Below are 14,796 nucleotides of genomic sequence, written 5' to 3' on the forward strand. Positions count from 1 at the left end.
TAAATTACTGTAAATTTCAAACATCGTCTAAACCAGCTAATAAAAGTCAAGAATAAATTAAAAAATATTTACATACCTAAAAATGAGCATGATAAAATAAGCTTACTTTTCAGCAAACTTTGAAAATTTAGCAAAATATTAAACTTTTAATCTAATAGTTATTATTTTATTTTAAACATCTCGTTATTCTTCCAAACCCCATAAATTGTTCTTAAAAGCTTATTGGCAGTAGCGATAATAGCAACTTTATATGGTTTTCCTTGTTCGCGTTTTTGGTTATAATAGTCATATAGGAGTTGATTATTAGGTCTTACTTTAACTTTTCTCACAGCAGCAGTAGTTGCTTGGTAGAGTGACTTCCGAAGGTAAGTTGAGCCTCGTTTAGATATCTTATTATTGGTCGCTTTAAATCTACCTGATTGATAGACGCTGGGGTCTAGACCAGCATAAGCAGTTAACTGTTTAGTAGTAGGAAATCTATGAATATCACCAATCTCTCCTGTAATACTGGCTGCTGTTAACTTTCCTACTCCTGGTATCGACAGGAGTAAAGGAAAGGCATAAGAAAGCTTAGCATACTTTGTAATTTCAGTTTTTAAATCTTTTAAAATAGCTTTCTGGGTCAAGAGTAATTCTATATAATGCTTTAGAACCCGAATACTAGAGCTTTGAGCTACTTTATAGGATAAGCTTTCTTTAGCAGCAGCCATTAATTCTTTAACTTTATTATCTATCCATTTTTGATTATGATTACTTATCTTTAAAATAGATTTAAGCTGATTAATATCAGCATCTAAGATATCTTCAGGTGTAGAAAAAGCAGAGAGAACCTTTAAGGATGTAATACTACATAACTTAGCAAAAACTTCATTATATTGAGGAAAAATTAAGTCAACTAGGCTCATAAATTTAAGTTGAGTCTCTCTGTGAAGTTCATTAAAGCTCTCATATTGGCGAGTAAGATTCTTTAGTTCTGCAGTTTCTTCTGGGATATTGGCTTGTGGTTTAAAGTTATTCAGGTAATAAACCTGTGCAATTCTATGGGTATCAATAGGGTCTGTCTTGATCTTACGGATGTTTCTCTTCTTCTCTTTATGAGTTTGAATAGGATTAAGCTCTATTACTTCATACCCACCTTTCATAAAAGAATATTTAAGGGGTTTAGAGAAGTTCCCTGTGGCTTCTAAAACAACCCTAGGCTGTTTACCACTTGCTTTCTTTAAATCTTTGAGTAATTTAAAAGCAATTACTATTTCTTGGCGAGTATTAGCAAAGGAAATAGGAGAAGTAAAGACCTGTCCATAAGCTAAAAAAGCTGTAGCATAACTATTAGATTTTGATACATCAATACTTAAAATAGGTTGATTCATTTGAGTCCTCCTTGTTAACCAGGTTTCTTAACCAACGACTTTCCACAGGTTCGTGTTGTGATACGAGTTCAAAGACTCAACCAGCTCAATTGTGGTATAAGTGTTGACTAGGAATTGAACAGTTTATGCGACGAAATCAAAGCTCCAACAGCAGATGCGTTCTTTATCCTGGTTTCTATTTACTCTTATTATAATAATAAATAAGAGTACATACCAGATTGAACTGGCTATGTACCCTATTATACGAACAGCACCTTAGTGACATCCTAATTGAGGTTTTGACTTATGTAATACTTAGAGTTTATCTGAGATTAAGAGTATTATCGAGGACGTCGCGAAGCTCAGGGACGTTACACGACATGCTTATTCGCTAATATAGTCTTCACCATAGCAAACGCACTCATTTCTTTTATTTTTGAATATGTTTATAGTAAAATAACTATGTTTATGTTATAATAAACATGGTCATAAAAAAACAAATGAATATATTAATAAGGAGAGTGAGTATATTTATGATGTCTTTTAGAAATGAGAAGTTAAAGAATAAGAATATTCCAATGAATATAGTGAGGTTAGTAGGAAAGATAAATGAATATAAAGGAAAACAAGATTTATATATGAATCAGTCTCCACAAATATTAGAAAAGTTAAAAGAAGTAGCAATTGTTCAAAGTACTAAAGCTTCTAATAGTATAGAAGGAATAGTTGTTACTGATCAAAGATTAAAAAAGATAATGGAAGACGATACAAATATTAAAGATCGTTCTGAAGGAGAAATTGCTGGGTATAAAGGTGTTTTAAATACAATCCATACTTCTTATGATGCTATTCCAATAAATCCTAATATAATTTTGCAATTGCATAGAGATTTATATAAATTTGTTCCCGCAGATGGAGGAAGATGGAAGAATCAAGATAATATTATTGGTGAAATATTACCTAATGGAGAGAGGTATATAAGGTTTAAGCCGTTATCAGCATATCAAACTCCAAAAGCCATGGAGGAATTATGTAATTACTTAAATAAAGAAATGAGAGAGGAAAATATTGACCCTTTAATATTAATAGGAACTTTCATATTGGATTTCTTATGTATTCATCCCTTTAATGATGGAAATGGTAGAATGTCAAGGTTATTAACACTATTATTATTATATAAATATGACTATAAAGTTGGAAGATATATTAGTTTAGAGAAAATAATTGAGGAGAGCAAATCTAGTTATTATAAAACTTTGAATCAATCTTCTACAGGTTGGCATGATAGTAACCATAACATTTTTATTTGGTTAGATTATTTTTTAGGTACTTTACTTGTTGCTTATAAAGAATTTGAAGATAGAGTAGGCTTAGTAAAAAGCAAAAAAGGAAATAAAAGTTTTCGAGTAGAAGAGGCTGTTAAAAGTGTATTAGGAACTTTTACTAAAGAAGACATAAGAAATGCTTGTCCTGATGTTTCTGATTCTACAATTGATAGGGTGTTTAGAAAGTTAAAAAAAGAAGGGATTATAGAAGTACTAGGAAAAGGAAGAAGTGCAGAATGGAAGAGGTTAAAGTAGCTAAGAGTATTCGGCACGTCGTGTAAACAAGAGTTACACGACATGCTAAGTTCTGTGTGTTTTTTGTAAGAGTGTATTACTTTTAATTTCTCTAAAAATACGATATAATATTGTTAAATTGAAGCAATTATAGTAGTTACTGAGGGATATTTAATATGAAAAAAGAAATGTTAGACCCTAAAGTTGATTTTGTATTTAAGAAGATATTTGGTTCTGAAAAACATCCAGAAATATTAATTGCATTTTTGAATAGTGTTTTTGGAACTAAGGGAACAGAAGAAGAAATTATAAGTGTAAAAATAGAAAATTCAGATATAAATAAAGACTGGGAAGATGATAAGTTTAGCCGATTAGATATAAAAGCAACAGCTAATAATAATGCTAAGATAAATATAGAGATTCAATTGAAAAATCAATATAATATGAAGAGAAATTATATTATTGGAGTAAATTATTTGAATCAAAAATGGAAGAAGGAGACTCTTATCGAAAATTACAAAAGACTGTAACAATAAATATTTTGAATTTTAATTATTTAAGGGAGAATAGTAGGTATCATAATACTTATTTATTGAAGGAAAAGAGGCTAATGAGGTATTAACTGATTTGCAAGAAATTCATTTTATAGAGTTGCCAAAACTAAATGCAGATAGGTTTAAAAGTGTTGATGAGGTGGAAAGTAAGAGAGATGAGGATAACTTAATTCCTTGGGCACTATTTTTGAAAAATCCTGATAGCGAGGTGATAAGAATGCTTGAGGAAAGAATAAAAGAGTTGAAAGAAGCAGCGGAAGTATTAGAATTATTAAGTCATGATAAAAAAGCTAGAGAATTATATGAGAGTCGTCAAAAAGCAATTCATGACCAAGTTACTAATATAATAGGTGCCACAGAAGAAGCGAGAGAAGAAGGAATAAAATTAGGCGAAGAAAAAGGAAGAATGAAAGAGAAAATTGAAACTGCTAAAAATTTATTAAGTATGGGATTAGATATAGAAAAAGTAGTTAAGGCAACAGGTTTAAATAAAGAAAAGGTAGAAAAATTGAAATAAAGTTAAATCCCTGAGTAGTTATATTTTAAGCTCAGGGGTTATTTTTTTATCTTGCCAATGGAAATAAAATGTTAAAATTATTAAAAATAGTAACATTGGATTAAATGTTTAAAAAGAGCATGTCGGATAAACCAGCTAATAAAAGTCAAGAATAAATTTTAATTTATTCAAATAATTAAAATAGGCATGACAAAATAAGTTTACCTTTCAGCAAACTTCAAAAAATTAATAAATTATTCAGTTTTTAATCTAATAGGCATTACTTTGTTTTAAAAAATTCATTATTATTCCAAATCCCATAAATTGTTCTTAAAAGATTATTGGCAGTAGCGATAACAGCGACTTTATATTGTTTTCCCTTAACTTTTCTCACAGCAGCTATTAATTATTCAATTTTATTGTCTATCTATTTTTGATTGTGATTACTTATCTTTAAAATAGATTTAAGCTGATTAATATCAGCAACTAAGATAGCTTCAGGTGTAGAAAAAGCTGAGATCATCTTTAAAGATGTAATACTACATAACTTAGCAAAAACTTGATTATATTGAGGAAAAAATTAAGTCAACAATGCTCATGAATTTAAGTTGAGTTTCTCTGTAAAGATCATTAAAACCTTCATATGGGCGAGTAAGATTTTTTAGTTCTGCAGTTTCTTCTGGAATATTGGCTTGTGGTTTAAAGTTATTTACTTAATAATATACGTTCTTCTTATTATAATAATAGGGTACACACCAGATTGAACTGGTACCCTATCATACGAACAGCAGATTAGTAACATCCAAATTCAGGTATATAACTAAGGGATGGGCTGATTTATGCAAGACTTAGAATTTATCTGAGAATAGGAGTAGTATCGACACCTTGGGAAGCTTAAGGACTTTATCCCAAATTTGAGGTCTATATTATAGATATTTTAAGATTAAAGATTTTATTTTAAAAAGAGTAACAGTATAAATATTGTTAATCTTATAGAAGAAGTAGTTAATATTATTAGAAATAAGGAAAACAATTATTAGAAGTTATTTGCTATTTAAATTATAATTTTTCTAAACAATCAAATCTAAGCGATTAGAAAAATTGGATATATTTGTTTTTTATGAGTGGAGGGGTACATAATGGTTGATTATTACTAATCAGTAAGGAGGATCACATTGAAAAAACAACTAGAAAGGAAAGAGATACTTAAGTTATACTTGTGGACATTAAGCTATTTCAAACCAGTTATATTATTAACCCTCTTTTATATATTATGTGGAGGGATTATGATTTGGGGAGAATTAATGATTCCACGTCGGATGGGATATGTAATTGATAATGTACTTCCATTAAAAGAGATGGTACCTCTAAGAAATCAAATTCTGATTTTATGTGGGATTGTTGTACTGATTTTAATTTTAAAAGCAATCTTCTACTTCTTGGAACAGATTATAGCTAATAAAATTACTAAGAATCAACAGACTGATTTAATGGTGAAGTTACAAAAGTTAGGATTTTCTTACTATGAGAAGGTGCCAACAGGACAGATTATATCTTTATTTGAGAATGCAGTAAAAGAGACACAGCAGACTTATACCTTCTTATTCCCACAATTTATTTACAATTTAGCCAAGTTTGTAGTACCTTCGATTGTTCTAATTTTTGGTGAGCCTATATTTTTTATTGCTGCAATGATTGGAAATATCATTTATGTATTTGTTAATCAATTTGCAAATAAAAAAATACATTATTATTTAGGTGTTGAAACAAAAGCTGCCCATGCATCACAGCAGTCTTTATATGATGCTATTGTAGCTAAAACTGAATTAAAAGCAATGGGCAGCAAAGACTGGTTTATAGAAAAGACGATAGAAGATTTTAATCAATTTAGGATTCCACGAATGTGGTCAGTATTTTGGCGACATTTTCGTTATACAACTGTTGGACTGACATTAACAATTTCAATTTTTCTATTTTATTTTTATGGTTTGGATTTAGTAAAAAGTGGTGAGTTATTACTAGGAGAATTTATTGGCTATAGCTTTCTGATGGGACTTGTATCACGAGGCTTTTCAGTCTTTTTTTATATTATTCCTGCTCAATATCATGCCCTAAATTATGCGAAATATCTACATGACTTTTTAAAGTTAGAGCCAGATGTTAGAGAAGATAATAACTGTTTAAAGGTTGAACTTGATCAATTCGATATTGAATTCAAAAATGTCTCCTTTGCTTATAAAGATAGTCAGCCAATTATCAATAATCTCTCTTTGATAATTCCAGCAGGAAAGAAGACTGCCATTGTAGGAGAAAGTGGTAGTGGGAAGTCCACATTATTAAAGCTGATCGGGCGATTTTATGACGTTAATCAGGGTCAAATTTTAATGGGAGGATATGACATTAAAAAGCTTAAATTAGAGCATTTAAGACAGAACTTTGGCTATGTGTTTCAGGATACTTATTTATTTAATATGTCCATTAGAGATAATATTAAGTTTGGCAATCCTGATGCAAGCGATGAAGAAGTCATTAAGGCATCCAAACTTGCCAGTGCCCATCAGTTTATTATGGAGACAGAAGATGGCTATGATACCATAGTTGGTGAAGGTGGTGTGCGTTTATCTGGTGGTCAAAAACAACGGATTTCAATAGCTAGAATGCTGCTTAAAAAACCCCCGATCATTCTATTAGATGAAGCGACATCTGCTCTAGATAATGTCACTGAAGCAGCTGTTAAGCAATCCTTAGAAAAGTTAGCAGTTAATAAAACAGTTGTTACTGTAGCACATCGACTTTCTACAATTATGGACTATGATTCAATTATAGTGCTTAAAGCAGGCAAAATCGTTGAAGAAGGTACATATCAAAGCTTAATGGATCAGAAAGGACTATTTTATCAACTAGTAATTAGAGGTGTTAATGATGAACTCTAGTCTATTATTTATGTTTAAATATATAAAGCAAAAACGCTGGTTTCTGTTAGGATATTTGGCACTAGTTTTAGAAAGTTTAACACCAATTATTGCAATCTTATTACAACGTGACTTGATCGATAAAGTTTTTATCGACAAGCAGTATCAGCAATTTCATAGATTAATCGTTCTGTATGCTATTTTCTTCTTTGGACCTAAATTATGGTTTACTGTTAGAAGAGTGACTTTTTTCCATATCAGTTATCATCTTCAAATGTCTTTAACCAAGGAGTTCTTGTTAAAAATCTATGATCTACCAGCTGTAATTTTTAATAAGGAGCATGTTGGCAAACTATTAAACCATATCAGAACTGATATAGCTGAAGCCAGTGATTTAGCTATTAATAAGCTACTGTCAGATTTGGTAAAAAGTATTGTTACTATTCTATTCTTAGCCTATTTATTAGCACAACTTAGTCTGATAATGTTAGTAGTGGTAATAACAGTAGCAATTATTTATTATCTTTTGCTCAATAAATTTGGTGATAAAACTAAAGAATTTTCACAGCGAGTTAAAGAACAAAAAGCTAAAGTTTCTATTACTATTGAAGAAAGTATTTCAGCAGTTAGAGAGATCGTAGCCTATAATCGTCAGGATTGGCAGCTTAAGAATTATGAGCAAAAGTTTTCAAACTATTTTAAGGCGATTATCAAGGAGGCATTATTTAAAGTCAAAATATTATTTATCAGTGAACCTTTTCTTTATGGAACCAAGCTTGTTGTTATTTTCTTTGGAGCTATGAGTGTGATTTCTAATCAAATTTCACTAGGTGAATTTGTGGTAAGTTTTACTCTAGTTAATCAATTAGTAACAGAGCTTGGACAAGTATTTGAACAGACTTTAATAGGTAGAAGACTAGTGGCTTCTGTTGAATGTATTCAGTCTATAATGGGGCAGGAAAGTACTAAGTTTGGTTTAATTGATTTCAATGGTGAGATTGAGTCAATACAATTTAAAAATGTAACCTTTAGCTATTTGGCTGATTCTGCTCCTGTACTCAATAATCTATCCATTGATTTTCCAATCGGTAAGAAAATTGCTATTGTTGGTGAAAGTGGTAGTGGGAAGTCAACTATTGCCCAGTTATTACTTCGAGTCTATTCACCTAATCAAGGAGAAGTTTGTATTAATGGTCTTCCAGTTACTAGTTATGGCGAGCAATATCCAGATAAAATTTCAGTAGTCTTTCAACAGCCACATTTTATACCTTCATCAATCAAAGAAAATCTGGTATTTGATCAAAAATATGATCAATTGCAGATTGAAAATGCCTGTACTGAAATGTTGTGTCATAATTTTATTGTAGGATTTCCAAGTCAATACGAAACTCAAGTTGGTGAGCGTGGAATTAGCTTATCTGGTGGACAGAAGCAAAGACTTGCACTATCAAGAGCAATTTTAAAAAATACAGAAGTGCTTATTTTAGATGAAGCAACCTCAGCCTTGGATACTGAAACAGAATTTAAAGTTCAACAGAATCTAGATAAATTAAGAAAAGGAAAGACAACAATTATTATAGCTCATAGAATATCAACTATTCAAAATTCAGATCTCATCTATGTTTTAGACAAAGGTAAGGTTGTTGCCCAAGGTACACATGAAAAGTTAATAAATGAATCTCCTATATATAAGAAGCTATATACTGTTCAACTAAGTTGATCATTTTATAAATTTTATGAGATAGAGGATAAAGGAAAGTATAGCTAACTTATGTGAGGTTGTTAGTTTTAATTAGAGGTTGGACGTAGCGAAGTTGCAGAATGCTAGCTGACATGGTCTTATAGCTATGAAAATAAGGGGAGGGAAAACACTATTTATGATTGATAATGCTGTGTTAAAAGAGGTAGTTGATAAATTTGGTGGAAATTATTCAACTTTAAAATTGTTAGGTGGTTTTAATGATAGCGTTTATGAGGTAAAAGTCAATAATGAAAGTTTTATAATAAAATTCTTCTTACCTTCTCAGACTAATAAATCTCTAATTAGAGGAGAGTTAAATTGGATTAATTATTTAGCAGAGAATGGGATGAATGTAGCTAAACCAGTTTTTTCACTTCAAGATAACCTTATTGAGGAAGTTAAAGAGAACAATACTTTATATTATTATGTTATATTTGAAAAAGTAGGAGGAGACTTTATTGATGAAAAAGATTGGGAAAAAGACTTAATTGTGAAGTGGGGACGTGCCATGGGCAAAATGCACAATCTAGCCAAGAGTTATGTAGTATCGACTGTAGGTAAAATCAAAGATTGGAAAACAACTGATATTTTAATTAATCCTCCTAGAGAAGTAAGTGATTCTATTTTAGAAAAGTGGGAGGAGTATGTGGAAAAACTTAAATCTTTTCCTACGTGTAAAGAATGCTATGGAATTATACATAATGATTTACATCAGGGAAATCTTTATTTTGATAATGGAAAAGTTCAACTATTTGATTTTGGAGACTGTGAATATAATTGGTTTATTTATGATATTAGTATTTCTTTATATCATGCAATTCAAGGGATTTCTTTAAATCAGAAAGAAGATAACTTGAACTTTGCTACTAAATTCATGAAAAATTTCATGCAAGGGTATAGACTAGAAAATAATATAGCTGATAAATGGATTGAGAAAATACCATTTTTCTTAGAGTATAGACAGATATATTCTTATCTATATATATTAAAGCACTTAAATAGATATAATGTTGATGAGAGGGTTAAGGAGATATTAGAAGAAATGAAATATCGAATAGAAAATGGTATATCCTATTTACAAGGTTTTGACATCGAGCAGTTTATATAATAATGGATTAGCAACATTCTAGTTGAGGTGCATAAATGATAGTTTGGACTAACTTATGATATATTTTTACATATTTACTTGAAATAAAGAAGGAAATTACTAATTCTATATTAAATATATAGTGTAAGTTCAAAATAAGAAGTGTATAAAAATATGATGGGAGGATTAGTGTAGTATATGGAGAATAAAGAATTGCGGGAACAATTTAAAAAGGCATTAGATAGTACAATTGAAAAATTTCAAGATGAAAAGAAGTGTTTAGCAGGATTTCTTATAGGGAGTATGAGTCATGATTTAATCTGGGAATGGTCTGATCTTGAAATATTATTAATCTTTGATGAGAGTTATCAGGGTTCTTCCTCTTATCATCTTTTGGAACATAATGTTCATGTAGCATTAAATATCAGAACAATTAATGAATTTAAAGAATATCTGGCAAGCACTAATGTTGCTGATTATTGGTTTTGTGCTCTTTCAAAGAGTACTCTTCTTTTTTGTAAAGACATAACTTTGGAAGAAGACTTTGAAGATATCTTTTATTATGGAGAAAAAGATAGAGAGATTGAGATGCTACTGGGCTTTTCTAATGCTGTATATTATTTAAATAAGGCTGAAAAGAATTTTCGGGTGAAAAAGAATAGTGAGAATGCTATTTACTTTATTCCTCAAATAGCAGAGGGGATAGCCTGGTTGGAAGTTGCTCGAAATCGTTCTATTCCGGAAAGAGAAATTATAGCTCAGGCTCGCAAGATAAATCCTGATATATTTAAGAGAATATATGATCTTCTATTTTATGAAGAAGTAACAGCAGAACTAATTGACCAGATTCTTAAAGACTGTTATCAGTATCTTAAGGAGAATACAGAAGAGGTATATCGCCCGATAATATCTTATTTAAACGAACATGGTACATTAAAGGATTTCTCTTTAAAAACAAGAGAACATGGATTTGGGATAAACTATAATTGGTTATATCGAGTGGGTATAGCTGATAGATACATAGAGCCTATAAAGATAAATAATCAAAAAGAAGAGTTCTATCAGATAGGTTATAGATTGAATAAATAATTTGTTTAGAGATTAGTTTCTTTATTATAAAATAAGGAAGGTGTTTTTATATTGGAGAACCATATTAAGATAAATGGAGCTCGAGAGCATAATCTTAAAAACATAGATGTTGAAATACCACATGGCAAGCATACAGTGATAAGTGGTGTCAGTGGTTCGGGAAAATCAACCCTGGCTTATGACATTATATATGCTGCTGGACAAAAACGTCTACTGGATTGTCTTTCCGAGCAGGTAAAAATGTTTAGCAGTCAGCTTAAACAGCCCGATATTAATTATATTAAAGGACTTACCCCAGTAGTCAGTTTGAAGCAATATAAACCGCGGAAAAACCCACGAGCAACAATAGGAACTTTATCAGAGCTCAGCACATATCTTCGCTATTTATATTCTCTCATAGGTCATGGTAGCTGTCCTTACTGCAACAAGAAATTTCCTGTCAGGTCACTAAGCTATCTTATTAAAGAACTACAAAAGCTGCCAGAAATGACTATAGTAGAACTCCAGTTTCCTGTATATAAAAACAAGTCGAAAAAATATGATCAATTTTTTGCTCAGTTACGTGCTAGGGGTTATAAAAAGATAGAGATAGATGGAGAACGAAAAGATCTGCGTGACTGGATTCAGATAGATCAAGATCCAGAATCTATAATGGTAGTTGCCAGTAAAATTCAAATAAAAGAAGAGTTTAATAGAAGTGATATTAAGGCTGTACAAAAGTCCATTGAAGAGGGACATGGTTTTATTAGGATTGTAATACCAGATCTTGAAGAGCGGAGAAAATGTGAATCGTTTTTCCAGAAACATGGATGTCCAGAACACGGAATCTTTGTTGCTGATATCTTACCTTCATTTTTCTCCTTCAATGATTTGAATAGTGCATGTGATGAATGTAATGGAACAGGGATAACCAAGACTGCCTATCCTACTATGGTGGTGAAAGATAAAAAGAAAAGTCTTAAGGATGGAGCTTTATTTCCCGACTTTTGTAACAAAAGACAGGCATTTAAATATCTGCGTATGTATAGTCTAGCTAAACATTATGGTTTTTCTTTTGAGAAACCATTTGACGCCTTACCTGATTATGCCAAAGATTTAATCTTTTATGGAACAAAGAAGGAGACCTTTCCACTCTTGAGACCTGATGACTATACTAAGGAGCTACCTCGATATATTGCACAGCTAGGTGAACAAGTAGAGTTTGAGGGGATAATAAATCAGATAAATCGAGAATATCAAGAGAGTAAGGGCAGAGAACTGAAAAACTGGGAAAAAGATTTTTATGATAGGTTTATGGTTAATGAAAGATGTCAATCCTGTCATGGGACAAGGTTAAAGCCACAGAGACAATACATACATATAAATGACTATAGTTATTACCAGCTGGGGAATATGGAACTTAAGGATTTAAAGAATTTTATTGAAGATATAGAAATCCCAGTAGAGAAGGAAGAGGCTCTTCTACCAGTAATAGATGAGGTGAGATCAAGACTGAATTCTTTAGTAGAGATTGGTCTGGATTATATTAGTTTAAATAGAAGAGCAGATACACTTTCAGGTGGAGAATATCAGAGGGTGCGTATGGCAGGACAGATAGACTCTGATCTGATGGGACTAACTTATATAATTGATGAACCTACTGTTGGTTTACATGGTACAGATAATGAAAAGGTAATTAATTTATTGGAAAAAATGTGTGCACAGGGTAATACTGTTATTACCATAGAGCACGACCTGGATATAATTAAAAGGGCGGATTATCTTATTGAAATGGGTCCTGCTGCAGGTGTGAATGGCGGTCAAATAATAAGTAGTGGAACAGTTGAAGAGGTTATCAAAAACGATAAATCGGTGATAGCTACTTTCTTAAATTCAGAAGATAATAGTATAGATGATAAAAAGTTTTCTTTTGAGAAAAATAATTCTATTAGGATAGTTTGTGCCAAAGAAAATAATCTCAAGAATATAGATGTGTCCATACCTTTAAACAGTCTGGTCTGTTTAACTGGCATTTCAGGGTCAGGTAAGAGTTCATTAGGGATAGAAATTCTGTATAAGGCCCTTTGGTCTAAGTTACATGATCCTAGAGTTATACCAGGTAAACATAAACATATTGAAGGTCTGGAAAAGATAAAGGATGTTTACTGTATTGATCAGTCATCAGTAGGGAACTCTCCAAGATCTACACCAGCTACTTATATTGGTATATTTGATCGAATAAGGGATATTTTTGCTGCTACAGATGATGCCATAAAGTATAATCTCGACCATAAATCATATTACTCTTTTAACTCCAAGGGGGGATGTCCATCATGTAAGGGGATGGGATATCTTGATTCCCATATTCATTACTTAGGAGATTTACAGACAACTTGCCCTGAATGTAAAGGTAATCAATATAGTGAAGAAGTTCTGGAGGTTTTTTATAAGGGTAAGAATATTAAGCAGGTTCTTGAACTTGATTTCGCAGAAGCACTTTCGTTCTTTGAGGATAATGAGTATATACATCATAAGATAAGTTATGTTTGTGATCTTGGTCTTGGATATATGAAACTAGGTCAACCAACCAATACCATATCTGGGGGAGAGGCACATAGGCTATGTCTGGCTAAAGAGATAGGTAAGGTACGCGGGACTAAAAATATGCTATATATTATGGATGAGCCAACGACAGGTTTACATTCCAAAGATATAAAAAGGTTAATCAAAGCTATTCGATCCCTGATAAGAAATGGAAATTCTGTATTAGTTATAGAGCATAATACTGATGTAATCAAAGATGCAGATTACATTATTGATATGGGACCAGGAGCTGGAAAGCATGGAGGAGAGGTGGTAGTTGCTGGAACTCTTCATGATATAATAGCTTGTCCTGAATCTAAGACCGGTCAGTATATAATAACAACATAAATCGATGAAGTAATAACTGGTTTAAGGGGACTGTTTAAAAAGATACTTAGATAAAATGTATTTATTGATTATAATAGTGAGACAAAAAATTAAGTATTTTCTATGATTATCATTACATATACTTAACAAGAAGACTAATTGTTTTTCGATTGGTCTTCTTTTTTATGTTATAAAAGTAATAAAATACAAAATATTTAACACAACATTAATATAAAATATTAAGTTTTGAAGATTTATAGCAATCAATCTAGAATTTATAGTATTAAACATGATTTATTAATTTCACTTTGTATTATGCCTTCGTTAGTAGATGTGGCTGATTGTTATCATACCAAAATAATTACTACTTCTGAAAAAGCAAAGATGCCAGGGGCAGAACATATTGAATTTTGTCCATAGCAGGCAGATGAAATTGCTAGAGAAATTATTAAAACAGCTATTGAAAATTATCCTGTTAGAGTAAAAGATAGGATTAAGGTATCTGACGAAAAAATGGATGGGATTGTAGGCTGTAATAATCCTAAATTAGAGCAAGATAAAGCTCATATTGAAGTTGCTAAAGAATGCACTTATAAAAAAACTGCTAAAACATTATTTAAATAAGTCTGAGTATACTCTGATTATGGATATGGAAGCTGGAATTGAGCATTTAGGTAGAGGAACTACAGAAAATATAGATGTCTTAATCGCGGTTGTAGAACCTAATTTGCGTTCAGTAGAGACAGTAGAACGAATAAATAGATTAGCTCAGGATATAGGGATTAAAAATAATGTAGCTGTATTAAATAAGGTTAAAAGTCTAAGAGAGAAACAAATTATTGAGGAGAAATTAAGTGTCCCTCTTATTTATACTATTCCCTATAGTGATGGTGTTGGTGAAGCAGATATTAAAGGGACTTCTGCCTATGATGAAGATGAAGAATTAATGAAGATGATGCTAGAATTAAAGAAAAAATTATAAGTATAATAAGTATAAGTTGTTGGAATTGATATCTTATAAATTAGCTAATAAGGCTTATATTTATCATAGATCTGATCCGATATTTAGTTTCTTTTTAGTATTAAAAAGTAAATATGAAGGGCTTTATAGCTAAATGAT

Annotated in this window: 9 protein-coding genes and 1 pseudogene; 9 read left to right on the forward strand and 1 reads right to left on the reverse strand. The window is 31.1% G+C overall.

What is annotated here, in order from left to right:
• Nucleotides 1-161 precede the first annotated feature (161 nt).
• The gene (locus BX659_RS08450; protein ID WP_097018987.1) at nucleotides 162-1,370 is read right to left on the reverse strand and encodes an IS110 family transposase; all 1,209 of its coding nucleotides are present in this window, start codon (nucleotides 1,368-1,370) and stop codon (nucleotides 162-164) included.
• A 512-nt stretch (nucleotides 1,371-1,882) separates the two neighbouring features.
• On the opposite strand from BX659_RS08450, the gene BX659_RS08455 reads away from it, so the two are divergent.
• The 9 genes and pseudogenes from BX659_RS08455 to BX659_RS08495 all read left to right on the forward strand — a co-directional run bounded on the left by BX659_RS08455 (nucleotide 1,883) and on the right by BX659_RS08495 (nucleotide 14,658).
• Nucleotides 1,883-2,929, forward strand: a complete 1,047-nt coding sequence (locus tag BX659_RS08455) for a Fic family protein (protein ID WP_097018988.1) — start codon at nucleotides 1,883-1,885, stop codon at nucleotides 2,927-2,929.
• 155 nt (nucleotides 2,930-3,084) lie between these two features.
• Nucleotides 3,085-3,979 (forward strand): annotated as a pseudogene (locus BX659_RS08460) (Rpn family recombination-promoting nuclease/putative transposase).
• A gap of 1,154 nt (nucleotides 3,980-5,133) precedes the next feature.
• Complete coding sequence (locus BX659_RS08465) at nucleotides 5,134-6,891, forward strand: ABC transporter ATP-binding protein (RefSeq protein WP_097018989.1); 1,758 nt, start codon at nucleotides 5,134-5,136, stop codon at nucleotides 6,889-6,891.
• A gap of 10 nt (nucleotides 6,892-6,901) precedes the next feature.
• A complete protein-coding gene (locus tag BX659_RS08470) occupies nucleotides 6,902-8,590 on the forward strand; it encodes an ABC transporter ATP-binding protein (protein WP_219884429.1) in 1,689 nt (562 codons plus the stop codon).
• 157 nt (nucleotides 8,591-8,747) lie between these two features.
• The gene (locus BX659_RS08475; protein WP_172431967.1) at nucleotides 8,748-9,719 is read left to right on the forward strand and encodes a phosphotransferase enzyme family protein; all 972 of its coding nucleotides are present in this window, start codon (nucleotides 8,748-8,750) and stop codon (nucleotides 9,717-9,719) included.
• Nucleotides 9,720-9,896: 177 nt separating this feature from the next.
• A complete protein-coding gene (locus BX659_RS08480) occupies nucleotides 9,897-10,787 on the forward strand; it encodes a hypothetical protein (RefSeq protein WP_097018992.1) in 891 nt (296 codons plus the stop codon).
• Nucleotides 10,788-10,838: 51 nt separating this feature from the next.
• Nucleotides 10,839-13,697 (forward strand): excinuclease ABC subunit UvrA, encoded by a 2,859-nt coding sequence (gene uvrA, locus BX659_RS08485; protein WP_172431968.1) that lies wholly within the window; start codon nucleotides 10,839-10,841, stop codon nucleotides 13,695-13,697.
• Nucleotides 13,698-13,991: 294 nt separating this feature from the next.
• Complete coding sequence (locus BX659_RS19275) at nucleotides 13,992-14,096, forward strand: hypothetical protein (RefSeq protein WP_219884430.1); 105 nt, start codon at nucleotides 13,992-13,994, stop codon at nucleotides 14,094-14,096.
• Between the two features lie 148 nt (nucleotides 14,097-14,244).
• Nucleotides 14,245-14,658, forward strand: a complete 414-nt coding sequence (locus BX659_RS08495) for a hypothetical protein (protein ID WP_219884431.1) — start codon at nucleotides 14,245-14,247, stop codon at nucleotides 14,656-14,658.
• Nucleotides 14,659-14,796: the final 138 nt, after the last annotated feature.

Source organism: Orenia metallireducens, assembly GCF_003001995.1.
GTDB lineage: Bacteria > Bacillota > Halanaerobiia > Halobacteroidales > Halobacteroidaceae > Orenia > Orenia metallireducens_B.